Genomic DNA, 22565 nt, shown 5'->3' on the forward strand with positions numbered 1-22565 from the left:
ATGCATGCGCCAGACCAAGACGCATCCGCCAGGACAACCCGCGTGGTGGAATCGGTGTGCTGCTATTGCGGCACCGGCTGCGGTGTGCGGGTGCACGCCACAGGCGACCGCGTCATCGCGGTGGAGGGCGACGCCGCGCATCCCGCCAATCGCGGCCGGCTGTGCAGCAAGGGCATGGCCCTGGCCGATACCGTGCGGCGCGATGACGCCCGCGTACTGCACGCGCAATGGCGGCCGTCCCGAAGCGCGCCCAGGCGCGACATCCCGTTGGATCGCGCGCTGGACATCGCCGCCGACCGCCTGGCCGCCATCATTGCCGCCCATGGCCCGGATGCGGTGGGCTTCTATCTGTCCGGCCAGTTGCTGACCGAAGACTACAGCGTCTTCAACAAGCTGGCGCGCGCGCTGGTGGGCACGAACAACATCGACACGAATTCGCGCCTGTGCATGTCCAGCGCCGTGTCGGGCTACAAGCTGACCCTGGGCGCCGACGCGCCGCCTGCCTGCTACGACGATCTGGAGTCCGCCTCGACCGTCTTCATCGCCGGCGCGAACGTCGCCTACGCGCATCCGGTCCTGTTCCGCCGGCTGGAGGCCGCGCGGCAAGCCCGGCCCGATATGCGGATCATTGTGGTGGATCCGCGCCGCACCGACACCGCGGCGGCGGCGGACTTGCACCTGCCCATCCTGCCCGGCACCGACGTCGCGCTGTTTCACGCGATGCTGCACGCAATGATCGCCGAGTCGCTGATCGACCGCGATTACATTGCGCGCCACACCCGCGGCTTCGAGGCGCTGGAGGCGCGCGTCCGGACCTGGACGCCGGCGCGCGCGCAAGACGTATGCGGGGTGCCCGCGGCGGACATCATCCGCGCGGCGCGCTGGTTCGCGCGTTCGCCGGCCACCCTGTCGCTGTACACGATGGGATTGAACCAATCGCACAACGGCACGGCCAAGAACGCCGCGCTGATCCATTTGCACCTGGCGACCGGGCAGATCGGCAAACCCGGCGCGGGGCCGTTTTCGCTGACGGGCCAGCCCAATGCAATGGGCGGACGGGAGGCAGGCGGCCTTGCGACCCTGCTGCCAGGCCATCGCGATCCCGCCAGCGCCGCCGACCGGACGGACGTGGCGGACCTGTGGGGCGTGGCCGGCTTGCCATCGACCCCGGGATTGCCGGCCCTGCAACTGTTCGACGCGGCGCGCCAGGGGCGGGTCAAGGCCCTTTGGATCGTGGCGACGAACCCCGCGCAGTCCCTGCCCGACCAGGCGCGCGTACGGCAAGCGCTGGCAAAGGCCGAATTGGTCATTGTCCAGGAGGCCTATCGAGGCACCGAAACCGTCGGCTATGCCGACCTGGTGCTGCCCGCCGCGACGTGGCCCGAGAAGTCCGGGACGATGACGAACTCGGAACGCCGTGTCAGCCGCGTGCGCGCGGCCATCGCGCCGCCCGGCGACGCCATGGCCGACTGGCGCCTGGCCGCCGGCGTGGCGCAGCGGCTTGCGCGCCGCATTGCGCCGGAAAAGGCCGCGCTGTTCGATTATGCCGACGAAGCCGCGGTGTTCGCCGAGCACGTGCGCTTCACCGCCGGACGCGATCTGGATTACAGCGGTCTCAGCCACGAGGTGCTGGACCGGGAGGGACCGCGCCAATGGCCCTGTCCCGCCGGCGGCGGACCAGGCGCCGCGCGGCTGTACACCGACGGCCGTTACGCCACGCCGGACGGCCGCGCGCGCTTCATCGACGTCGATCACATACCGGTCGCCGAACCGGTATCCCCGACGTTTCCGCTTGCCCTGACCACCGGTCGCTTGCGCGATCACTGGCACACCATGGCGCGCACGTCGCTATCGCCCAGCCTGATCCGCCATGTCGAAGCGCCATGGGTTTCCCTGCATCCCGACGATCTGGCGAAACTGGGCATGCACGACGGCGAGCTGGCCCACGTGGCTTCATCGCGCGGCCAGGTCCACATCGCCGTGCGCGCGGACGACAGCCTCGCCCCGGGACAGGCGTTTCTTCCGATGCACTGGGGCAGCGCCTTCATCGCCGGCGATGGCATCAACGCGCTGACCCAGCCCGCGCGCGATCCCATATCGCACCAGCCCGAACTGAAACACTGCGCCATCGCGGTGCGGCCGGCGAAACTGCCCTGGCAGGCAGCGGGCTGGCGACGTGGCGATCCGGCGCTTTTGCGGCTGGCGCTGGCGCCCTGGCTGCGGCGTTTTCCCCATGCCGTGGTGACGCCGACAACGGCCGGCGGAGGCGGCGTGCGCGTCGCCTTGGCAGCGCCGCAGGCGCCGGACGCCGACACCATCCGGGCGCTGTGCGACGACCTGGGCGTGGCGCATCCGCAGGCGGCATTCGAAGACCCGCATCGCGGCATGCTGCGCCGTCTCGCCCTGGCCGATGGAAAGCCATCGGCTTTCCTCCTGGCGGGCGACGTGCGGCTGCTCGACGCCTTGCTCGCATGGGCGGATGGCGGCGCCAGCCAGATCAGCCTCGCGCGTTTGCTGCTGGGCCAGGGCGCCGTGCGCGCGCGGCCGCGCACCGTCTGCGTCTGCCACGGCGTCACGGAGCGCGCCATCCAGGACGGCATCGACGCCGGCCTCGACATGGACGGCCTGCGCGGCGCCCTGCGCTGCGCGACAGGATGCGGATCCTGCGGTCCGGAAATCGCCCGCATGGTCGCACGGGCCCGTGCCGGGAAGGCGGTGGATCATGCCGGCTGAACGGGGACATCGCACAATGCGCACGGAGCGGCGCGGGCCAATGGGCAGCGACAGCGCCAGCAGGGCCGGCAAGGTATGGCTGGTGGGCGCGGGCCCCGGCGACCCGGATCTGCTCACCGTCAAGGCCGCGCGCGTGCTCGCGCAGGCTGAAGTCTGGCTGGTCGACGATCTGGTCGGTGAAGCCATCCTGGGGCTGGCCGCGCCCGGCGCCCGCATCGTCAAGGTGGGGAAACGCGGCGGCTGCCGCTCCACGCCGCAGGACTTCATTCTGCGGCTGATGGCCCGCTACGCGCGGCAAGGCCGAGTCGTGGCGCGCGTCAAGGGCGGCGATCCCTTCATTTTCGGGCGCGGCGGCGAAGAGCTGGCCTGGCTGGCGGATCGCGGCATCGCCGCGCAGGCCGTCGGCGGCATCACCGCGGGGCTTGCGGTCGGCGCCGCGCTCGGCCTGCCGCTGACCCATCGCGGCGTGAGCCGCGGCGTCGCGCTCGTGACCGCACATACCATGGACGCGACGCGGCCGGATTGGCGCGCGCTGGCCGCCAGCGGCCTGACCGTGGTCTGCTATATGGGCATGCGCGACAGCGACGGCCTCATGCGCGAACTGCTGGACGCTGGCTTCGCCGCCGACACGCCCGTCGCCGTGGTCCATCGCGTTTCCTGCGCGGCGCAGCGGCACGTGGTATCGCGGCTCGACCGCATGGCCGCGGACATCGCCGCGGCGGGCCTGCGCAGCCCCTCGGTCATCGTCATCGGCGCCGCCGTATCGCACATGCGCGCCGCCGAACGGCGCCGCGCCATCACGCAGGCTGCCTGAAAACAAGGGGTTTCGCGATCGGCCGATTCGCAAAACCCCTGTTTTCAGGGGCTCCGAAGCTCAAATATGCGGCGAGACCGTTGTTAGGCAGCCTCTTTCGCCGTTTTTCACGCGCAATACGCGTCAAATCATGTACACGAACGCGCGCCTTAAGTATGATCGCGTTCAGCCGTCGCCAGGCGAACGGCCTTAGCCTTGTGCTATTTCAACCCTACTTTTCTTTCGACCATGGCCACTAAAGCTAAAGCTCCTGCAAAGAAAGCCTCCACGACTGCTGCCAAGAAAGCCCCGGCCAAGAAAGCCGTGGCCAAAAAGGCTGCCGTGACCAAGACCGCGTCGGCCAAGAAAGCCGCCGCTCCCCTGTCCGCCATCAAGAGCGCCCTGAACAAAAGCCAGCTCGTGGCCCACGTGGTCGAACAGAGCGGCGTCGAAGCCAAATCCGTCAAGGCCGTGCTGGCCAGCCTGGAAGGCGCCGTGCTCGCGTCCGTGAACAAGAAGGGCGCCGGCGAATTCACGCTGCCCGGCCTGTTCAAGGTTACCGTGCAGAAGGTTCCCGCCAAGCCCAAGCGCTTCGGCAAGGATCCGTTCTCGGGTGAAGAGCGCTGGTTCCCCGCCAAGCCGGCTTCGGTGAAGGTGAAGGTCCGTCCGCTGAAGAAGCTGAAGGACGCCGCGCAGTAATACCGGCAGCCAGAGGCAAGCTTGACAAGCCCGCTTTGCAAGCGTGCTTTCCAAGCCTGCGTCCACAGGACAGAACCCGCCGCAAGGCGGGTTTTTTCATGCGCCGCTTCCCGGGCTAATAAGCCGCCCGTCTAACTAAATAACCTCAGGTACATAGCGGGGACAGCCTGGGCGCATACACGCTACGATTGCGTTTTCCGCCGTTTTTCCAGCGGCCGTAGCCGTATCCGGCAGCGTAATCGAGGCGCATAGACATGTACGTGTATGACCCCATAGACCAGCAACTGGTCGAAGAACGGGTGGCGCAATTCCGCGATCAGACCCAGCGTTTCCTGGCCGGCGAATTGTCCGAGGATGACTTCCGGACACTGCGGCTGCAGAACGGCCTGTATATCCAACGCCATGCGCCGATGCTGCGCGTGGCCATCCCGTACGGCATGCTCACATCCCGCCAGTTGCGCATGCTGGGCCACATCGCCCGCAAATACGATCGCGGCTATGGGCACTTCAGCACCCGCCAGAACATGCAGTTCAATTGGCCCCGCCTCGAAGACGTGCCCGACATCCTGGCCGAACTGGCCACCGTGCAGATGCACGCCATCCAGACCAGCGGCAACTGCATCCGCAATACGACCACGGACCACTTCGCCGGCGTGGCGCCGGACGAGGTGACCAATCCCCTGGTCTGGTGCGAGATCATCCGCCAATGGTCCATGTTCCATCCGGAGTTCGCCTTTCTGCCGCGCAAGTTCAAGATCGCCGTCAGCGGCGCGCATGAGGACCGCGCCGCCGTGGGCGTGCACGACATCGGCCTGCAGGCGCTGGAGCAGGATGGCCAGGTCGGCTTCCGCGTATGGGTGGGCGGCGGTCTGGGCCGTACCCCCATCGTCGGCAAGCTGATCAAGCCATTCGTCGCCTGGCAGGACCTGCTGACCTATCTGCAGGCCATTCTGCGGGTGTACAACCTGCACGGCCGCCGCGACAACAAGTACAAGGCCCGCATCAAGATCCTGGTCAAGGACCTGACGCCGGAGGTCTTCGCACAACAGGTCGAACAGGAGTGGGGCTATCTGAAGGACGGCCCGAACAAGCTGACGCAGGCGGACCTGGACAAGATCGCCAGCCGCTTCACCTGGCCCGACTACGACCCGGCGGCCGGGCACGAACACGATCCCACCGATACGCTGGCGCAGGCCGACCCGGCCTTCGGCCGCTGGCTGCGCAAGAACGTGCATCCGCATCGCGTCGCGGGATACGCCGCGGTCACCCTGTCGCTGAAGCCCACCGGCACGCCGCCCGGGGACGTGACCGCCGACCAGATGGACGCGATCGCCGACTTGGCCGACGCCTATTCCTTCGGCGAGATGCGCGTCTCCCACGAGCAGAACCTGATCCTGCCCGACGTCCGCCGCAGCAAGCTGTATGAGCTGTGGAACGCGCTCAAGCCGCTGAAGCTCGCCACCCCGAATATCGGTCTGCTGACCAACATCATCTCCTGTCCGGGCGGCGATTTCTGCGCGCTGGCCAACGCCGTTTCGATTCCGGTCGCCGAGGCCATCCAGCGCCGCTTCGACGATCTGGACTATCTGTTCGAAGTCGGCGAACTGGATCTGAACATCTCGGGCTGCATCAACGCCTGCGGCCACCATCACGTCGGCCACATCGGCATCCTTGGCGTGGACAAGGCCGGCGAGGAGTGGTACCAGGTCACCATCGGCGGCCGCCAGAACGGCGCCGGCGACAACCTGGAAGACGTCGACCCCCAGCGCGCCGGCGGCGCGGCCATCGGCCGCATCATCGGCCCGTCGTTCGCGCGCGATGAAGTGCCCGGCGTGGTCGAGACCCTGATCCGCACCTACCTGCGCCTGCGCGACAGCGAGGCGGAACGTTTCGTAGACGTGGTCGCGCGCGTCGGTATCGATCCCTTCAAGATTGACGTGTACGGCGATGCCGAGCGTCAGAAAACCGGAGAGGCCGCCCATGCCTGATACGCAGCCCGTCCACAACCTGATCCGCTACGGCCGGCTCACGGCCGATACGTCGCGCCGCTTCGAACCCGCCCCGGACGGCGGCGCCCTCCTGCCGCCGGACGAACCAGACTGGATCGTCCCCCTGCAGACCTGGCTGGCGTCGCGCGACGACCTGCGCAGGCGGCAACATCCGGTGGCCATCCTGCTCGGTCCGGACGCCGATCCGGACACACTGCTGGAAAACGGCGCGCGCACGATCGACCCGGCGGGCATCGCCTTCATCGCCATCGAGTTTCCGGTCTATACCGACGGCCGGGGCTATTCCATCGCACAGATCCTGCGCACCCACCTTGGCTGGCAAGGCGAGCTGCGGGCGATCGGCGACGTCCTGATCGATACCGTGAACTACCAGGCGCGCTGCGGATTCGACAGCTTCCTGGTCAAGCCGGGACACGATCCGGTCAAGGCGCTGAAGGCGCTGAAAACCTTCAGCCATCCCCACCAGCGCGGCTACGCCACGCCGCCGGAGCCTCAGCTGCACGCAGCCTGACGGCGCGGGCCCGGGCGCAGCGCTTGCTTAACGCGCGTCATGGGCCCTTCTCCCTACTCCCTGATCGCACAAGAGAAATACCTGCTGCTCGCCATCGTCGTGGGCGCGCTGGCGTTCGCGCTGGAAGCCGTCTACATGGACGATACGGTGCGGGCCCTGGTGGTGTCGGCCGTCCTGGTCGTAACCATACTCGGGGCGTCGATGAGCGTGGCGCACCACGCCGAAGTTTTGGCCCGCAAGGTGGGCGACCCCTATGGCACGATGATCCTGACGCTGTCGGCCGTGCTGGTGGAAGTGATTGTGCTGGCGATGGTGATACTGCACACCCGCGCAGACACGCTGGCGCGCGACAGCATCTATTCGGCCGTCATGCTCGACATCAACGGCACGCTGGGGCTGGCCGCGCTGATCGGCGGCTTCAAGCACGGGGAACAGGCCTACAACGACGACTCCGCGCGCACCTACACCGTGATGATCCTGAGCGCCATGAGCATCGCCATGGCGGTGCCGGAATTCGTGCCCGCTCGCTGGTGGCCGGTATACGGCATCTTCACCGTCGTCGTGCTCGTCATGCTGTACGGCGTGTTCCTGCGCATGCAAACGGGCCCTCACAGTTATTTTTTCAGCTATGCCTATCCCGAGAAAAAACGCCGGCGCGAAATCGATCCCGCCACGCAGACCTCGCCGCTTTACTCGGTAGCGATCATGCTGATCGGCGTGGCGGTGGTGGGGGCGCTTGCCGAACCGTTGTCGGGCGCGCTGCGCCGCGGGCTGCGCGATACGCATGCGCCGCCGGCCTTGCTGGCGCTGGTCGTGGCCGTCATCTCGGCCGGACCGGAGATCCTGACCGCGCTGCGGGCGGCGCTGGCCAACCGCATGCAATCCACGGTGAACATCGCGATGGGCGCATCGCTGTCGACCGTGACGCTTACCGTACCGGTCATCACGGTGCTTGCGCTGATGTTCGACCTGCCGCTGCATATGGCGATGACGCCGGTGCAGGTAGTCATGACGGCCATTACGCTGATCGTGGCGGCCATCAATCTGAATGACGGCCAGACCAATGCCATCGAAGGGATGACGCACTTCGCGCTGTTCCTGACCTTTCTGATGTTGACCGGCCTGGGCCTGTAACCGCGGGCACGGCTCTTGCTCAAAGCGCCTCCATTGCTGCGACGCGAGAATCGCGCCTTTACCGCCGGCGCGAAAGGAGTGCAAGATGAATTGGACGGAAGGTGTATCGATCGACGGCTACCGCGTGCAATGCAAGGTCATCGCGCGCGGGGGCGATTACCGTGTTCGCGTCACGACGCGCAAGCGTGGCGCCGGTCTGGGAGAGCGCGTGGTCGTTGCGCCCTCGCCGCTGGTGTTCGAAACCCAGGAAGAGGCGGAGCGCCATGCGCGCTATCTGATGATGGCCGTCAAGGGCGTCGAGCCCTCGGGCAAGCCGCAATACACGGTGCTGTAGGCGTTCGGCCAGCAGCTCGGATAAGGCAGCGCACCGGCTGCCTTGCACAACCGCCCCTACTCTGAAAAATTGGCGTCGATCCATTTGTGCGCCCAGGCTTCCGTCTGTTCGCGCGCGTCGTCCGGCGTCATATAGCTGCCCACCGGCGGAAACTCGTAGCGCGTCTCCTGCCCGGCCTGTTGCCCCGATTCCCCGCCCTGCTGTTCCGGGTTGCCCTGTTTGCGGCGCAGGACGAACGCGGCTTCGTACTGTCCCGCGGCGTCCGGGACGATGGTGGTTTCGATTTCGAAATTGCGGTACTGCGACATGGCTTACCTCCTGGGTTCCGGGATGGCAAGGCACAGCAAACGTCATGCCCCGCCGCACGCATGTAATTCCTTCGAACGCTGCTGGCATCAGCCCTACGGGAAGCTGAACGCCCCGGGCGCATGCATACGGACGCCGGCCCGGGTCCCCTCCCGGACGGCAGGGCATGCGAATTGCACGACGGCGCGATTTCCCGGCCACCGTCCCGCCTGCCTCAAGGCCCCGCGCGCCCATGCCACAGATCTTCGATAAAGCCGCGACCCTGTGCGTCAAGCTGGTACTGCTGGGTATCGTCGTATTGATCGGAGGGACCATTGCGCTCATGGCCTGGCAAATGCAGGCGCCTGTGATGGCGGAGGTCGCCGTGGCGCAGCCTATTCCTTTCAGCCACCGCCATCACGTCGGCGACGACGGGATCGATTGCCGCTATTGCCATACGTCGGTGGAACGATCGGCCTCGGCGGGCATGCCCTCCACGCAGATCTGCCTGAGCTGCCATTCCGTCCTGTTCCGCGATTCGCCGGCCCTGGCGCCCCTGTTCGAAAGCGCGCGCACCGGCGAGCCGATCCACTGGAATCGCGTCTACGACCTGCCGGACTTCGTTTTCTTCAACCACAGCATTCACGTGGCGAAAGGCATGGCCTGCGTGACCTGCCACGGGCGCGTCGACCGCATGCCCGAGTTGGTGCGTCAGCAGCGCCTGGACATGCAGTGGTGCCTGGACTGCCACCGCGCGCCGGACAAGCACGCGGTGCCGCCGGACCAGGTCTTTCAGATGGGCGACCCGCCCAGACTGTCGCACGATGAGATCGAGCGCTTGCGCCAGGTCTTTCGTTTCGAGAGCGAGGCCCGCATGACCAGTTGCACGACCTGTCATCGGTGACGGCATGAACCGCCACGCACCCTTCATCCCCCTCCAGCGCGCCGATGCGCGGCAACCTGACGACAGTCCGGAAAGCCCCGCGCGCCGCGCCTTGCTGGGCCTGATGGCGGCATCGGCGGCGCTGGCAGGCGCGGGCTGCAGCGGGCCCCCGCAGGAGGCGATCGTCCCTTATGTCGACATGCCGGAAGGCGCGCCCCTGGGCAATCCGGTGTTCTATGCCACCGCGGTGGTCCGGGACGGCTACGCACATGGCGTATTGGTGCAGAGCCGCGAAGGCAGGCCCATCAAGGTGGAAGGCAATCCCGGCCATCCCGTCAGCCGCGGGGCCACCGACGCGTACGCCCAGGCCGTGATCCTGCAGCTTTGGGACCCCGACCGCTCCAATGCCATCGTCAACGGGGGAGACATCGCCGCCTGGCAGGCGTTTCGCGAGGCCCTGGCGCAGCGACGCGCCGCCTGGGACAGGAACGGTGGCGCCGGCCTGCGGGTACTGACGGGGACGGTGACGTCACCCACGCTGTTGCGGCAACTCGAAGCCTTGCGGCAACGCTATCCCGCCATGCGCTGGCACCGGCACGACCCGCTGCACGACGCCGCCGCGGACGCCGGCAATCGCCAGGCGTGGGGCGCGCCGATCGCCCCGCTATACCGGCTGGACCGCGCGCGCATCGTCGCCGCCTACGGCGCGGACCTCTTCGGCGCCGGCCCGGGCGCCATCCGCTGCGCCGGGGACTTCATGGCGACGCGCGGCGACAACCCGGCGCGGGGCCGGCTGTATGTGCTCGAGGCCGCCCCGACGCTGACGGGGGCCGTTGCGGACGAACGGCGAGCCCTGCGGCCGGACGAGATCGAAGCAGCGCTGCGCCGGCTCGCCATGGCGCTGCAGATGCCGGGCGCGTCTGCACAGCTCGGCGAGACGCCCACCGCCTGGGACCGCCAGTTGGCAAAGGCGCTGCGCGTACACGTCGGCGCCTCGCTGGTGGTCGCCGGTCCGGGACTCTCCGCGCCGGCGCATGCGCTGGCGTGGGCGATCAATGCGGCGCTGGGCAATATCGGGGAAACGGTGACTGCCCTGCCGACGCCGGACCCTGCACCCATCAACGCGCTGGCCGCCGAGATGCGCGACGGGCGTGTCGATACGCTACTGATCCTCGACGCGAATCCGGTCTACGACACCCCGGGGGCGATGCGTTTCGCAGACGCGATGCGGCACGTGCCCTGCAGCATCCATCTGGGGCTGTACCGCGATGAAACGGGACGCGCCGCCACATGGCATTTGCCGCGCGCGCATGACTTCGAGGACTGGAGCGACGCGCGCGCCGCCGACGGCACGGCCAGCATCGTGCAGCCGCTGATCGCTCCATTGCATGCCGGCCGCTCGCCACACACCCTGCTCGCCCTGCTGACGGACGACAGTGAAATCACGGCATACCAGGCGGTGCGCGACACTTGGCGGGCCGCGTGGACGGGAACCGATTTGGCCGGCGACGTCGAGGCGCGATGGACGGAAAGCCTGCGCACCGGTGTCGTGGCGGGCAGCGCGCTCGCGCCATTGACGCGCGACCGTTTGGCGCCGCCGGAGTCGCTATGGCGAGCTGCCATGGCTTCGCCGGGCGCGATGCAGCCGGACGACGCGCCCGCAGCCAGGCGCCCGGGCGAAACCCACGAAACCGGGATCCAGCCGGAAAGCGCCCCGGCGCTCCTCGCTTTGTTCGCGGCCGATGCCTCGGCCGGCACCGGCGCCTGGGCCAACAATGCCTGGCTGCAGGAGCTGCCTCGGCCGCTCACCCAGATCACTTGGGACAATGCCGCCGTCATGGCGCCGGAGACCGCGCGCGATCTGGGCGTGCAAGAGGGTGACGTGGTGCGGCTGCTCGCCGCGCCGAACGTCCACGGCCCGGAGCCGGCGTCCCTGTCAGCCCCGGCCGGGACGGCCTCGCCAGCCGGCGAACCGCCATCCATCGAGGTCCCCGTCTTCATCCTGCCCGGGCAAGCGCCGGGCGTGGTCAGCCTGGCGCTGGGCTATGGCAGGCGGGCCGCGGGCCGCGTGGGCGACGGCGTCGGCGTCGACGTGTATCCGCTGGCGCCGCTTGACGGCCAGGGCATGCCGCAAGCCGTCGCGCGCGTCCGCGTACGGGCAACCGGCCGCCGCCATGCCTTCGCGCGCGCACAGCGGGAAACCTCCATGCACGACAGAGAGATGGTGCGGGTGGTGCCGCCCGGCGAGCGCGCCGGGGAGGAAAAGACGCAGCCCTCGCTGTATCCGCCCGTGGACTACCCTGACTACGCGTGGGCCATGACCGTGGACCTGGACGCCTGTATCGGCTGCAAGGCCTGCACCGTTGCGTGCCAGGCTGAAAACAATATCCCGACGGTCGGGAAGGAAGAAGTGGCGCGCGGCCGCATCATGCACTGGCTGCGCGTGGACGTGTATCACGACGAGCGGCCCCCACAACAGGCACATCGGGCGCCGCAGGAAGTCCTGCCGCAAGCGCAATCCGAACAACGGCGGCAAGCGCCGCGCACGCTGTTCCAGCCGGTTCCCTGCATGCATTGCGAGAACGCGCCGTGCGAGGAAGTCTGCCCGGTGGGCGCCACTGTGCACGACAGCGAAGGGCTGAACGCCCAGGTCTACAACCGCTGCGTCGGCACGCGCTTCTGTTCCAACAACTGCCCGTACAAGGTGCGCCGCTTCAACTTCTATGCGTACAGCGACGAGTCCGAGTCCAGCGCCGCGCGCGCGAACCCGGAAGTCACCGTGCGGCGGCGCGGCGTCATGGAAAAGTGCACCTACTGCGTGCAGCGCATCAGCCGCGCGCGGATCGAGGCAGAGAAAGCCGGCCGTGCCATCCGCGACGGGGATGTCGTCACCGCTTGCGAAGCCGCCTGCCCGACGCGGGCCATCGTCTTCGGCGATCTCAACGACCCGTCCAGCCGGGTCAATGCCAGCCGGCGCTCGCCGCGCCGCTACGCCTTGCTCGAAGAACTGAACACGCGCCCGCGCACCACCTATCTGGCCCGCGTGGAGGACTTGTCCGCGCGTCTGGAGTCCGGCGATGGCTGAATCCTACGGCAGCATCTCCGACCGCATCGCGCAGATCGTGCTGGCGCCTTCGGGCGCCGGCCGCCCGCCGTGGACGCGAAGCTGGCGCTGGCGGGCGGCGTTCGGCGCCACCTTCGCCGGCACGCTGGTCTTCATGGGCGCCAGCGCGTGGCTGTTCGCCAAGGGCGTGGGGTTGTGGGGCGTCAATATTCCGGTGGCCTGGGGCTTCGCGCTGGCCAACTTCGTCTGGTGGATCGGCATCGGCCACGCGGGCACCTTCATTTCGGCCGTGCTGCTTCTGCTGCGCCAGCGCTGGCGCACGTCGATCAACCGCTTCGCCGAGGCGATGACGCTGTTCGCCGCGGGCATCGCGGGCCTCTTTCCGATCCTGCATCTGGGCCGGCCCTGGTTTTTCTATTGGCTGATCCCGTATCCGAACCGCATGGACCTGTGGCCGCAGTGGCGCAGCCCGCTGGTCTGGGACATCTTTGCCATCAGCACGTATTTGATCGTGTCGCTGCTGTTTTGGTATGTCGGCCTGATCCCCGATCTGGCCACCCTGCGCGATCGCGCCACCACACGGTTCAAGCGGCTCGCCTATGGCCTGTTCGCGCTGGGGTGGCGGGGAGAAGCGCGGCATTGGGCACGCTACGACACCGCCTATCTGCTGCTGGCCGGCCTGGCGACGCCGCTGGTGGTGTCCGTGCACACCGTGGTCTCGCTGGACTTTGCCATCGGCAATACGCCGGGCTACCACTCCACCATTTTTCCGCCCTATTTCGTCGCCGGCGCCTTGTATTCGGGCTTCGCGATGGTGCTGACCCTGGCCATCCCGCTGCGGCATGTGTTCCGGCTGCATGACTACATCACGGGCCGCCACCTGGCGCTGGCCGGCAAAGTGCTGCTGGCCACCGGCGCCCTGGTCGCCTACGGCTACCTGGCGGAGATCTTCACGGCCTTCTACAGCGGCGACGAATTCGAAATCGCCATGACGGTGGACCGCTGGACCGGCGCCTACGCCCCTGTCTATTGGGGTTTGATCCTGTGCAACGTCGTCCTGCCGCAGGCGTTGTGGTGGCAACGCGTCCGGCACAGCGCGGCGGCCCTGTTCGCGATCAGTCTGATCATCAATCTGGGCATGTGGATGGAGCGCTTCCTGATCGTGGTGCAAAGCACGCATCGCGACTTCATGCCTTCGGCATGGGGCCTGTTCGTGCCGACGGCCTGGGATTGGCTGTTCCTGGCCGGCTCCATCGCCACGTTCGCCTGGCTGTTCCTGATGTTCGTGCGCTTCCTGCCGCTTATCTCGATTACGGAGATGCGCGAACTCCAACACGAAACGGGGAGGACGAGCGCCACATGAGCAGCGCCCCGTATGGCCTGATGGCCGAATTCGATGCGCCGGGAAAGCTCCTGGACGCCGCGCGCGCCGCGCGCGCGGCCGGTTATGGCGCGCTGGAAGCCTACAGCCCTTTCAAAATCGAAGGGCTGGCCGAAACGCTGGGCTTTACGCGTAGCGCGGTGCCCCTGGCCACCCTGCTGGGCGGCCTGGCTGGCGGCACGGGCGGGTATGCGTTGCAGTGGTATGCGGCGGCGATCGACCTGCCGCTCAATGTAGGGGGCCGGCCGCTGCACAGCTGGCCTATGTTCATTCCCGCCACCTTCGAACTGACCATTCTGTGCGCCGCGCTGGCCGCCGTCGGCGCCATGCTGTGGGGCAACGGCCTGCCGCGGCTGAACCACCCCGTGTTCGACACGCCGGATTTCGATCTGGCCTCGCGCAACCGCTTTTTCCTCTGCGTGCGCTGCGCCGGCAGCGAAAGCTCGGACGAAACCCGGTCCATGCGGACGTTCCTGGCGACGCTGGACCCCATCGCGATTCGCGAGGTGCCGCGATGAGGACGGCCGTATCGCTGCTCGCGGCCGCATTGCTCGCCTTGGCCGGATGCGAACGCGCCAGGCAGGATATGTACGACCAGCCCCGGGGCAAGCCTGACCGGGAGAGCAGCCTGTTCCCGGATGGCAAGCTGTCGCGCATGCCCCCAGCCGGCGCGGTGCCGCACGCGCACGGCCCCGTGGCGCTGTCCTCCAGCGGCCGCCGGGGCGCCGATGAAACCCGCGAGCAGGCACTGGCCGACGCCGCGCCCGCCATGCCCTATCCCATCACGCCGGCGCTGCTGCGGCGGGGCCAGGACCGCTACGGCATCTATTGCATGCCTTGCCACAGCCCGGTCGGGGACGGCGACGGCCGCGTCGTGGAACGCGGGTTTCCGGCGCCGCCCACATACCACGAGGACCGCCTGCGCCACGCTCCGGACCGGCACATCTACGACGTCATCAGCCAGGGCTTCGGCGCGATGCGTCCGTATGGCGACCGTCTCGCACCGTCGGACCGCTGGGCGATCGTGGCGTTCGTGCGCGCCCTGCAACTGAGCCAGCATGCGCCGGTGGACGACTTGCCCGACGACGTGCGGCAACGCGCGCGCCGTCAACTGGACACAGGAGACCGGCATGGCCCATGACGCGCGCCTGTTTCTGTCGGCCGGCATCGCCCTGCTGCTCGGTTGCGCGCTGGCGGCCATCTGGCTGCCTGGAGCCTTTATGGCGGCCTGGCTTGGCGCCTGGTGGTTCTGGGCCGAACTGGCGCTGGGCGCGCAGATCGTCCTGTGGATGCAGCGTCTGACGGGCGGCGCCTGGATGGCGCCCATCGCCGCGGCGTTGGAGCGGCAGCGGGCCTTCATGCCGCTCCTTGCGCTGCTGGCGCTGCCGCTGCTGGCCTGGCCCGGCGCCCTTTATCCCTGGGCACGGGAAGGATGGATCGACACGGCCAGGGAAACCGGTTTCCGCCACGTGTGGCTGAGCCATGGCGCGCTGGCGGCCGTCATGATCGTGTGCGTCGTGCTGTGGACCCTGGCGATGCGTTGGCGCGGCCCCACCACGGCGGCACGCGCGGCCGCCGGGCTGCTGCTGTTCGGCTACAGCGTCAGCCTGGCGGCCATGCAGACGCTGGCGTCGTTGACGCCGCGCTGGTACTCGTCCGCCTTCGGGCTGGTGGTGCTGGTCGCGATGTGCAAGGCGGCCATGGCGCGCGCCGTGGCCGCCGGCGCCCATGCGGCCGACGCCGGTCAGCGCATCGATCTGGGCAACCTGTTGCTGATGTACGTGATGACGTGGGCCTACCTGTCTTTCACGCAGTTCCAGATCATCTGGGCCGAAAACCTGCCGGCGGAAATTTCCTGGTACGTGCCGCGGCTGCAAACCGGCTGGGTCTGGCTCGCCGTGGCGCTGGTACTGCTGGGCTTCGCCCTGCCTTTGCTCTTGTTGCTGTTCCGGCGCTTCAAACGAGACGCGCGCTGCTTGCAGGCGCTTTCCCTGTCGCTGGTCGGCGTGGCATGGCTGGAAGTCATGTGGTGGATCTATCCGTCTCTGACGCCGGCGCAGACCCATGGCATCTGGCTGCTGCCCCTGGCCACCGCCGGCATGGGGTGCGTGTCGCGGGCAGCCGCCATGCAAGGCGCGGCGCGGGGTGCGCGGGCAGCGGCGGGCACGGCGCCGAAAGGAGAACGGCATGCGTGAAGAACCCGAACGCCGCGCCGATAAGCATGCACCGGATGCCCAGCGAGACGGCGTCGCGGTCCGGCGCATCGCCCGCTTCGGAATCGGCATCCTGATCGCCGTGGCCGCCGTGGTGGCGTCGGTCATTGCCCTGACGCGCCGTCTGGATCCCGCGCCCGCCGGCGGCTTCATGGCGCCGCCGAAGGACTGGGTAAGCGGCCCCATGCTGGAAAGCGCCCCGCAATCGCAGCTATCGCGTTACCTCGCCGGCAAGCAGGCGCAATTGCAAGGCTATGCCTGGATCGACCGGCAAGCAGGGATCGCCCGTATCCCGCTGGACGACGCCATGCAGGCGTTGGCCGAACAGGACGCGGCCCGACGGAGCCGGACGCCATGAAAGCCAGGCGCGCCATGCACGCGATATCGCGGCGCCTGCGAGCATTGTGGGCGGCGTGCCTGCTGCTTTGCTTCGCGCCGTGGGCCCAGGCGGGCCCGCCCGCCCCGCCCCAGCTCGCGTTCACGCAACGCCTCGGACAAGCCCTGCCCCTGGACGCCGCGTTCACCGATAGCGCGGGACATGCCGTGGCGCTGCGCGAGTACTTCGGCACGCGCCCTGTCGTCCTGGTGCTGGGCTATTACCGCTGTCCCATGCTTTGCAGCACGGTGATGGACGGCATCCTGGAAAGCCTGCGCGGCGTCGGCGTGGACTATGAAGCCGTGGCGATCAGCATCGACGCCCGCGAAACGCCGGCCGACGCCGCGCCGAAGTACGCAGCCTATCGGGGCCTGCTGGAGCCGGAACGCGCGGACCGCCTGCATCTGCTGACGGGCGGCGCGCAAGCCATCCGCGACGTGGCCCGCGCCACGGGATTTCCCTATCGCCACGATCCGGAAAGCGGCCAGTTCGGACATCCCGCGGGCTTCATGGTCGTCACACCGGACGGCGTCATCTCGCGCTACTTCCCTGGGGTGCGGTTTCAGGCGCGCGACGTCAGGCTTGCCCTGGTGGAGGCCGCCGGCGGCCGCGTCGGATCCCTGGCCGACAGACTGGTGCTGCTGTGTTCGCATTACGACCCGCAGCTGGGCCGCTACGATGCCGCCGTCATGCAACTGGCCCGCGGCGTGGGCATCGTCACGGCCCTGGTTCTGGCGGCCGTGGTCATGACGGCGCGGCGGCGGAGGCGGCGATGAACGAGAACGTGCTGCTGCCGCCCGCGGCATCCGACATCGCGCGGCGCACCGACGCCCTGTTCTATACGCTGACCGGGGTGGCGGCCGGCATGGCGATCCTGCTGACCTGCATCGCCGTCGTCTTCTGCCTGCGCTACCGGCGCGGGTCGCGTGCCGACCGCAGCGGCGCGCCCACGCACGCCAACGGCCTGGAATGGACATGGACGCTGGCGCCCATGCTTGCGTTCATCGGCCTGTTCGTATGGGCCGCCGTCGACTACGGCAGGATGACCCAGCCGCCCGCCGACGCCGTGCCGGTGTTCGTCGTGGCCAAGCAATGGGTATGGACGCTGCAACACGCCAACGGACGGCGCGAGATCGACGAATTGCACGTGCCCCTGGGCAAGCCGGTTCGCCTGCTGATGACATCGCAGGATGTCATCCACAGCCTGTACGTGCCGGCCTTCCGCATCAAGCAGGACGTTCTGCCGGGGCGCTATACGGCCATGTGGTTCACGCCCACGCAATTGGGCACCTTCCATCTGCTTTGCGCCGAGTATTGCGGCACCGACCACGCCACCATGGGCGGCGGCATCGTCGTCATCCGTCCCGAGGAATACGCGCGCTGGCTGGATCAGGGCGGCACGACGGCCACCATGGCGCAGCGCGGGATGGCGCTGTTCCGCGAGCACGGCTGCGTGGGCTGCCACGATGCCCGTTCGTCGGTGCATGCCCCCGACCTGACGCATCTGTTCGGACGCCGCGTCTACCTGCAAGACGGCCGCATGGTCGTCGCCGACGAAAACTACATCCGCGACGCGATCCTGGAGCCGGCCAAGGACGTCGTGGCCGGGTATGCCCCCATCATGCCGTCTTTCGCGGGACAGCTGTCCGAGCAGGACGTCATGGATCTGGTGCAGTACCTGCGCGATGGCGCCCCGTCCGCGCAGCAGTCCGCGCCGCCGCCAAGGAGGACGCCATGAACCCATCGTCAGCGCGCGCCGAAGGGGCCCTGCCACCGGAGCACAACGCCATGACGGCGCCCGCCCTCAACTACCTGCAGAACGGCTACAGCCTGCGGTCCTGGTTGTGGACGCACGACCACAAGCGCATCGCGGTCCTGTACGCGGTCAGCATCACGTTTTTCTTTGCGCTCGGCGGCCTGGCTGCCGCCACCATGCGCCTGGAACTGGTGACGCCGCAGGGAGATGTGGTCAGCGCGGATACCTACAACAAGCTGTTCACCGCGCACGGGGTGATCATGGTGTGGCTGTTCCTGATTCCGTCGATTCCATCGGTGCTGGGCAATTTCCTGGTGCCCATGATGATCGGCGCCAAGGACATGGCCTTTCCGCGGCTGAACCTGTTGAGCTGGTATCTCTACATGCTGGGCGGGCTGTTCACGCTGGGCGCCCTGGTGCTGGGCGGCGTGGATACGGGCTGGACCTTCTACACGCCCTTCTCCACCATGTTCTCGCGCACGCATGTGATCCTGACACTGTTCGGCGTATTCATCGTCGGCTTCTCGTCGATCCTGACCGGACTGAACATCATCGTCACGGTCCACACGCTGCGCGCGCCGGGCATGGGGTGGTTCCGGCTGCCGCTGTTCATCTGGGCCAACTACGCCACCAGCATCATCCTCGTGCTGGCCACACCGGTGCTGGCAATCACGCTGCTGCTGCTCGCGGCGGAGCGGATCCTGCGCATCGGATTCTTCGACCCCGCCCTGGGCGGCGACCCGCTGCTGTTCCAGCATCTGTTCTGGTTCTACTCCCACCCCGCCGTGTACATCATGGTACTGCCAGCCATGGGCGTGACCAGCGAGATCATTCCTTGCTTTGCGCGCAAGCGCGTCTTCGGCTACCGCACCATGGCTTACGCGATTCTCGGCATCGCCGTGATCGGATTCCTGGTGTGGGGCCACCATATGTTCGTCAGCGGACAATCGGTGTATGCCAACATGGTGTTTTCCATGCTGAGCTTTCTGGTGGCCATTCCGTCGGCCATCAAGGTCTTCAACTGGATCGCCACACTGTACAAGGGCTCGATCACCTTTTCCGCGCCGATGCTGTACGCGCTGGGCTTCGTCGGGCTTTTCATGGTGGGCGGGTTGACGGGCCTGTTCCTGGCGTCGCTGGCGGTGGACGTGCACGTCACCGACACCTACTTCGTCGTGGCGCACTTCCACTACATCATGGTCGGCGGAGCCGTGATGGCGTACCTGGGCGGCCTGCACTTCTGGTGGCCGAAGATCAGCGGGCGCCGCTATCCGGAAACGCTGGGGCGCATCGCGGCCCTGACGATCTTCGGCGGCTTCAACCTGACCTTCTTCCCCCAATACGTGCTGGGATACGACGGCATGCCGCGCCGCTATCACGTGTATCCGCCGGAGTTCCAGCTGCTGAACGCCATGTCCTCGGCCGGCGCGGCCGTGCTCGCCATCGGTTATGTGCTGCCGCTGGCGTATCTGCTGTGGTCCTGGTTCCGCGGCGCGCCCGCCGGGGACAACCCCTGGCAGGCCAGCGGCCTGGAATGGCAAACCCGATCGCCGCCGCCCACGGAAAACTTCGACGCGCAGCCCGACGGCGCGCGCGAGGTCTACGATTACAAGCCGGAGCAGGCATGAAGGACGCGCTGGCCGCCCCGCCTTCCGACGCACTGGAACACCGCGCCCGCGTGGGCATGTGGGTGTTCCTGGCCACCGAGCTGATGTTCCTGGGCCCGGTCTTCTGGGCCTGCCTGGTACTGCGCCACCAGGCGCCGCTGGCGTTCGCGCAGGCGAACCGCCTGACCGACATCGTCATCGGCACCGCCAATACGCTGATCCTGCTGACCAGCAGCCTGACCATGGCGCTCGCCGTCACGCGCGCCCGCCACCGGGCGGCGGCGGGCGCGCGGCGCATGCTGGCCCTGACCATCCTGCTGGGCCTGGCTTTCCTGGTTCTCAAAGGGGTGGAGTACCACGACGACTGGCGCCGCGGCCTGGTCCCGGGGCCGGGCTTTCACGCCCCTGGCGTGGGCGACCAGGCTGCCGCCGAGCGATTCTTCTTCGCGTATTTCTTCGCGACCATGCTGCACGCCATCCACCTGGCGCTCGGCATCGTCCTGAACGGCGTGATGGCGGCGCGCTTGCGCATGCCGCACGACGACCCGGACCGGATGGCCAGGGCGGTGGAAATCAGCGGCCTGTACTGGCACTTCGTCGACATCGTGTGGATTTTTTTGTTTCCGCTGCTGTATCTGGGAGGACGCGCGCTGTGAGCGACGCCAGACCGCACTCGGACGCATGGGACGCCGTACGCCGCGCCACACGGCGCGATGTGCGCGTGTGGGCGTTGCTCATGATCCTGGCGCTGGCCACCGTCGGCAGCGCTTATGTTCCCATGGGGCCCTGGAATGCGGTAGCGAACTTCGCGATCGCCGCGATCAAAGCCGGACTGGTGGCAGCGTACTTCATGCAATTGCGCGCAGGCTCGCCCGTGCCGCGGCTGATTGCCGGCACGGCGATCGCCGTCGGTGCGCTGCTCTTCGCGCTGGGAGGCGTCGACTATGCGACCCGGCGCCCCCCCGCGCCGCCGCCGTCGGCGCCCGACGCGGTATGGGCGGCCCCCGGCGCCGCTATCCCGCCAGCGGCGGAAGACCGCCGTCCCGCCGCGCCATGATCATCGCGGCGTGGCGGAACGGCCTGCCTGCGGCATGCCGGCGCTGGCGGTCGCGCCCATGCTGTCGGGCTCACGGTCCGGCGGCTGGAGCGGATCGAAGTCCACCCAGCGGCCCTCCTGCCAACGCCCTTGTGCGCGTTCGACGTCAACGCCGCCGGCATCGCGCAATACCTTGCAAGCCTGCGCCTCGCGGCTGGGGTCGGTATGCAGCGCGAGCATCACGCCGGCGGACCGCACTTCCGGATGCTCGGGGTGCGCGGCCTTTGACGCGCGATTGACGCCGGGCTGGCGGCGGCCGGTCACCCATAGCGCGCCGATCAGGGACCCGATGTAGGCGCCAACGGCCGCGACGCCGACCAGGGCCAGCGCCGTCAGATGCATGGCGCCGCCGATCAGGCCGCCCACCACCGCGCCGATCAGGGCCAGCCCGGCGCCGCCCAGCAGCGCACCGTAGTGCGCGCCGCCCGCGTCAGGGTCGACCCCGCGGTCCCCGCCGATGGGATATTTGCCGTGGGCGCCCGCCGTGTTGACATAGAACACATGCACGTCGTCCTCCGCGAAGCCCTGCGCAAACAGCGCCCGCGCGGCGCCCTGGGCCTGCTCGAAGGTCTCGAATCGTGCGGCAACGATCAGTGCCATATCAGTCTCCCTGGATAGCCTGGATGCTTTTGGTTCGATACCGCCCCAACGGCGTACCGATGGGCAGCCTGGTTCCGGCACGCAAACGCCATGCCGTCAGCGCCCTTTCCGGCTGGTGTCATGTTCGGCCGCGTCGCGCCGCAGCAGGGCTTCGCGCAGTACGACGGCCTGGTTATGGTGTTCGTCGCGGGCGCCGAACAGCAGCGTGATGTCCCGCCCGCCGGCGGCTTCCAGCAGGCGCCGCATGGCGTCCTCCCGCTCGGGCTCGGAAAGCTGGTCGAGATAGCGCGAACGGAATTCGTCCCAGCGCTCCGGGACGTGGCCGAACCACTTGATGAGCTCTGGCGTGGGCGCGAGTTCGCGCGCCCACAGGTCCACGCCCAGCCCGGCCTTGGTGCGGCCGCGCGGCCAGAACCGGTCCACCAGCACACGATAGTTCCTGTCCGCCGGCTGCTCGCCATACACCCGCTGCAATCGGATGGCGCGACGCGGATGTCGTGTGGCCATACGAAGGTATCGTCCGCTCAACGATCCAGGGTTTCCGTTCCGCCCGGACCGCGCAGCTCGTCGGTGCCGTCGGCCAGCGTGATGAACAGCGGCGGCGATGACATCGAATGTACGTTCGCTTCAGCGGCGCTGTCGGGCAATTGCTGGAACAGTCCGTCCACGTAGATGAACGTGAGCTGGCTGGCCAGATGCCGCAGCGCGGCCCCCAGGTCCGGGAACCCCTGCCCCTGAATCGCGCCCTGGTCCAGGCGATAACCGTATTGGCCGCCTTCCTCGTAAAGGTCGCCTACCTCGATCGCCTTGCCGGCCGCGTTCTGGATGTACAGCCGCCCCGCCGCGGCGGACAACGCAAACTGGTGGGCCGCGGGCGATGAATCGCCCTGCATGTGTTTCGCATCGAGCGGCGACTCGACGCCCAGTTCCATGGCCAGGCCCTGCACGGTGTCTTTCAGCGTGTTCATCGCTTTCCTCTGAATCCGTGAACCGGGCTTGGCGCCGCAAAGCCCATACCCGCCCCGGCATGCCGTTTGCTATTCAGCAGCCCCCCAGCCGCGTGCTCATCCACACGCGGCGCATTCATTCTC

At 68.1% G+C, this 22565-nt stretch carries 23 protein-coding genes; 19 read left to right on the plus strand and 4 right to left on the minus strand.

The features are described 5' to 3' along the window. From CAL13_RS15725 to CAL13_RS15755, 7 genes are all read left to right on the plus strand, one after another. Complete coding sequence (locus tag CAL13_RS15725; protein ID WP_086072889.1) at nucleotides 1-2733, plus strand: nitrate reductase; 2733 nt, start codon at nucleotides 1-3, stop codon at nucleotides 2731-2733. Nucleotides 2734-2773: 40 nt separating this feature from the next. Continuing rightward, complete coding sequence (gene cobA / locus CAL13_RS15730; RefSeq protein ID WP_086072890.1) at nucleotides 2774-3547, plus strand: uroporphyrinogen-III C-methyltransferase; 774 nt, start codon at nucleotides 2774-2776, stop codon at nucleotides 3545-3547. Nucleotides 3548-3775: 228 nt separating this feature from the next. Further along, nucleotides 3776-4225, plus strand: coding sequence for an HU family DNA-binding protein (locus CAL13_RS15735; protein ID WP_086058229.1), 450 nt, complete (start codon nucleotides 3776-3778; stop codon nucleotides 4223-4225). Between the two features lie 254 nt (nucleotides 4226-4479). Next, nucleotides 4480-6213, plus strand: coding sequence for a nitrite/sulfite reductase (locus CAL13_RS15740; protein WP_086072891.1), 1734 nt, complete (start codon nucleotides 4480-4482; stop codon nucleotides 6211-6213). Next, on the plus strand, nucleotides 6206-6745 hold the full coding sequence (locus CAL13_RS15745) for a DUF934 domain-containing protein (protein ID WP_086072892.1): 540 nt from the start codon (nucleotides 6206-6208) through the stop codon (nucleotides 6743-6745). The genes CAL13_RS15740 and CAL13_RS15745 overlap by 8 nt, the downstream gene beginning before the upstream one ends. Before the next feature lie 39 nt (nucleotides 6746-6784). Further along, nucleotides 6785-7879, plus strand: a complete 1095-nt coding sequence (locus CAL13_RS15750) for a calcium:proton antiporter (RefSeq protein WP_086072893.1) — start codon at nucleotides 6785-6787, stop codon at nucleotides 7877-7879. An 85-nt stretch (nucleotides 7880-7964) separates the two neighbouring features. After that, a complete protein-coding gene (locus tag CAL13_RS15755) occupies nucleotides 7965-8213 on the plus strand; it encodes a hypothetical protein (RefSeq protein ID WP_086072894.1) in 249 nt (82 codons plus the stop codon). 56 nt (nucleotides 8214-8269) lie between these two features. On the opposite strand, the gene CAL13_RS15760 is transcribed toward CAL13_RS15755, so the two are convergent. Further along, nucleotides 8270-8521, minus strand: a complete 252-nt coding sequence (locus tag CAL13_RS15760; protein WP_086072895.1) for a hypothetical protein — start codon at nucleotides 8519-8521, stop codon at nucleotides 8270-8272. A gap of 230 nt (nucleotides 8522-8751) precedes the next feature. Between CAL13_RS15760 and CAL13_RS15765 the strand changes: the two genes are divergently transcribed. Genes CAL13_RS15765 through CAL13_RS15820 form a run of 12 tightly spaced genes read left to right on the plus strand, consistent with a single transcriptional unit; the run spans nucleotide 8752 to nucleotide 20835 of the window. Continuing rightward, complete coding sequence (locus tag CAL13_RS15765; RefSeq protein WP_086072896.1) at nucleotides 8752-9402, plus strand: cytochrome c3 family protein; 651 nt, start codon at nucleotides 8752-8754, stop codon at nucleotides 9400-9402. A 4-nt stretch (nucleotides 9403-9406) separates the two neighbouring features. Then, nucleotides 9407-12466, plus strand: coding sequence for a 4Fe-4S dicluster domain-containing protein (locus tag CAL13_RS15770; protein ID WP_086072897.1), 3060 nt, complete (start codon nucleotides 9407-9409; stop codon nucleotides 12464-12466). Continuing rightward, a complete protein-coding gene (gene nrfD, locus CAL13_RS15775) occupies nucleotides 12459-13808 on the plus strand; it encodes an NrfD/PsrC family molybdoenzyme membrane anchor subunit (RefSeq protein WP_086072898.1) in 1350 nt (449 codons plus the stop codon). Before CAL13_RS15770 ends, nrfD begins: the two co-directional genes overlap by 8 nt. Next, on the plus strand, nucleotides 13805-14344 hold the full coding sequence (locus CAL13_RS15780; protein ID WP_086072899.1) for a DUF3341 domain-containing protein: 540 nt from the start codon (nucleotides 13805-13807) through the stop codon (nucleotides 14342-14344). Before nrfD ends, CAL13_RS15780 begins: the two co-directional genes overlap by 4 nt. Then, entirely contained in the window at nucleotides 14341-14967 is a 627-nt protein-coding gene (locus CAL13_RS15785) for a c-type cytochrome (protein ID WP_086072900.1), read from the plus strand. Before CAL13_RS15780 ends, CAL13_RS15785 begins: the two co-directional genes overlap by 4 nt. After that, nucleotides 14957-16021, plus strand: coding sequence for a hypothetical protein (locus tag CAL13_RS15790; protein WP_086072901.1), 1065 nt, complete (start codon nucleotides 14957-14959; stop codon nucleotides 16019-16021). Before CAL13_RS15785 ends, CAL13_RS15790 begins: the two co-directional genes overlap by 11 nt. Beyond that, the gene (locus CAL13_RS15795) at nucleotides 16014-16397 is read left to right on the plus strand and encodes a hypothetical protein (protein ID WP_086072902.1); all 384 of its coding nucleotides are present in this window, start codon (nucleotides 16014-16016) and stop codon (nucleotides 16395-16397) included. Before CAL13_RS15790 ends, CAL13_RS15795 begins: the two co-directional genes overlap by 8 nt. Next, nucleotides 16394-17191, plus strand: coding sequence for an SCO family protein (locus tag CAL13_RS15800; protein ID WP_086072903.1), 798 nt, complete (start codon nucleotides 16394-16396; stop codon nucleotides 17189-17191). Before CAL13_RS15795 ends, CAL13_RS15800 begins: the two co-directional genes overlap by 4 nt. Further along, nucleotides 17188-18153, plus strand: coding sequence for a cytochrome c oxidase subunit II (gene coxB, locus CAL13_RS15805; RefSeq protein WP_086072904.1), 966 nt, complete (start codon nucleotides 17188-17190; stop codon nucleotides 18151-18153). The genes CAL13_RS15800 and coxB overlap by 4 nt, the downstream gene beginning before the upstream one ends. Beyond that, nucleotides 18150-19799 carry a cytochrome c oxidase subunit I gene (gene ctaD / locus CAL13_RS15810; protein WP_232467674.1) on the plus strand — a complete coding sequence of 550 codons (1650 nt, stop codon included), beginning with the start codon at nucleotides 18150-18152 and terminating at the stop codon, nucleotides 19797-19799. The genes coxB and ctaD overlap by 4 nt, the downstream gene beginning before the upstream one ends. Beyond that, entirely contained in the window at nucleotides 19796-20434 is a 639-nt protein-coding gene (locus tag CAL13_RS15815) for a cytochrome c oxidase subunit 3 (RefSeq protein WP_086072905.1), read from the plus strand. Before ctaD ends, CAL13_RS15815 begins: the two co-directional genes overlap by 4 nt. Then, nucleotides 20431-20835 (plus strand): cytochrome C oxidase subunit IV family protein, encoded by a 405-nt coding sequence (locus tag CAL13_RS15820; RefSeq protein WP_157664886.1) that lies wholly within the window; start codon nucleotides 20431-20433, stop codon nucleotides 20833-20835. The genes CAL13_RS15815 and CAL13_RS15820 overlap by 4 nt, the downstream gene beginning before the upstream one ends. Here the strand turns inward: CAL13_RS15820 and CAL13_RS15825 are convergent, their stop codons facing one another. The 3 genes from CAL13_RS15825 to CAL13_RS15835 form a co-directional block, all read right to left on the minus strand. Next, entirely contained in the window at nucleotides 20836-21474 is a 639-nt protein-coding gene (locus CAL13_RS15825; protein ID WP_232467675.1) for a hypothetical protein, read from the minus strand. 96 nt (nucleotides 21475-21570) lie between these two features. Beyond that, nucleotides 21571-21981, minus strand: coding sequence for a DUF488 domain-containing protein (locus CAL13_RS15830; protein ID WP_086072907.1), 411 nt, complete (start codon nucleotides 21979-21981; stop codon nucleotides 21571-21573). 17 nt (nucleotides 21982-21998) lie between these two features. After that, complete coding sequence (locus CAL13_RS15835) at nucleotides 21999-22442, minus strand: hypothetical protein (RefSeq protein WP_086058237.1); 444 nt, start codon at nucleotides 22440-22442, stop codon at nucleotides 21999-22001. Nucleotides 22443-22565 lie beyond the last annotated feature (123 nt).

Source organism: Bordetella genomosp. 9, from assembly GCF_002119725.1.
GTDB lineage: Bacteria > Pseudomonadota > Gammaproteobacteria > Burkholderiales > Burkholderiaceae_B > Bordetella_C.

Excerpts from the sequence above, each read along its gene's own strand:
- CAL13_RS15725 (WP_086072889.1), top strand. The coding sequence starts at position 1 with ATGCATGCGCCAGACCAAGACGCATCCGCCAGGACAACCCGCGTGGTG.
- cobA (WP_086072890.1), top strand. The coding sequence starts at position 2,774 with ATGGGCAGCGACAGCGCCAGCAGGGCCGGCAAGGTATGGCTGGTGGGC.
- CAL13_RS15735 (WP_086058229.1), top strand. The coding sequence starts at position 3,776 with ATGGCCACTAAAGCTAAAGCTCCTGCAAAGAAAGCCTCCACGACTGCT.
- CAL13_RS15740 (WP_086072891.1), top strand. The coding sequence starts at position 4,480 with ATGTACGTGTATGACCCCATAGACCAGCAACTGGTCGAAGAACGGGTG.
- CAL13_RS15745 (WP_086072892.1), top strand. The coding sequence starts at position 6,206 with ATGCCTGATACGCAGCCCGTCCACAACCTGATCCGCTACGGCCGGCTC.
- CAL13_RS15750 (WP_086072893.1), top strand. The coding sequence starts at position 6,785 with ATGGGCCCTTCTCCCTACTCCCTGATCGCACAAGAGAAATACCTGCTG.
- CAL13_RS15755 (WP_086072894.1), top strand. The coding sequence starts at position 7,965 with ATGAATTGGACGGAAGGTGTATCGATCGACGGCTACCGCGTGCAATGC.
- CAL13_RS15760 (WP_086072895.1), bottom strand. The coding sequence starts at position 8,521 with ATGTCGCAGTACCGCAATTTCGAAATCGAAACCACCATCGTCCCGGAC.
- CAL13_RS15765 (WP_086072896.1), top strand. The coding sequence starts at position 8,752 with ATGCCACAGATCTTCGATAAAGCCGCGACCCTGTGCGTCAAGCTGGTA.
- CAL13_RS15770 (WP_086072897.1), top strand. The coding sequence starts at position 9,407 with ATGAACCGCCACGCACCCTTCATCCCCCTCCAGCGCGCCGATGCGCGG.
- nrfD (WP_086072898.1), top strand. The coding sequence starts at position 12,459 with ATGGCTGAATCCTACGGCAGCATCTCCGACCGCATCGCGCAGATCGTG.
- CAL13_RS15780 (WP_086072899.1), top strand. The coding sequence starts at position 13,805 with ATGAGCAGCGCCCCGTATGGCCTGATGGCCGAATTCGATGCGCCGGGA.
- CAL13_RS15785 (WP_086072900.1), top strand. The coding sequence starts at position 14,341 with ATGAGGACGGCCGTATCGCTGCTCGCGGCCGCATTGCTCGCCTTGGCC.
- CAL13_RS15790 (WP_086072901.1), top strand. The coding sequence starts at position 14,957 with ATGGCCCATGACGCGCGCCTGTTTCTGTCGGCCGGCATCGCCCTGCTG.
- CAL13_RS15795 (WP_086072902.1), top strand. The coding sequence starts at position 16,014 with ATGCGTGAAGAACCCGAACGCCGCGCCGATAAGCATGCACCGGATGCC.
- CAL13_RS15800 (WP_086072903.1), top strand. The coding sequence starts at position 16,394 with ATGAAAGCCAGGCGCGCCATGCACGCGATATCGCGGCGCCTGCGAGCA.
- coxB (WP_086072904.1), top strand. The coding sequence starts at position 17,188 with ATGAACGAGAACGTGCTGCTGCCGCCCGCGGCATCCGACATCGCGCGG.
- ctaD (WP_232467674.1), top strand. The coding sequence starts at position 18,150 with ATGAACCCATCGTCAGCGCGCGCCGAAGGGGCCCTGCCACCGGAGCAC.
- CAL13_RS15815 (WP_086072905.1), top strand. The coding sequence starts at position 19,796 with ATGAAGGACGCGCTGGCCGCCCCGCCTTCCGACGCACTGGAACACCGC.
- CAL13_RS15825 (WP_232467675.1), bottom strand. The coding sequence starts at position 21,474 with ATGGCACTGATCGTTGCCGCACGATTCGAGACCTTCGAGCAGGCCCAG.
- CAL13_RS15830 (WP_086072907.1), bottom strand. The coding sequence starts at position 21,981 with ATGGCCACACGACATCCGCGTCGCGCCATCCGATTGCAGCGGGTGTAT.
- CAL13_RS15835 (WP_086058237.1), bottom strand. The coding sequence starts at position 22,442 with ATGAACACGCTGAAAGACACCGTGCAGGGCCTGGCCATGGAACTGGGC.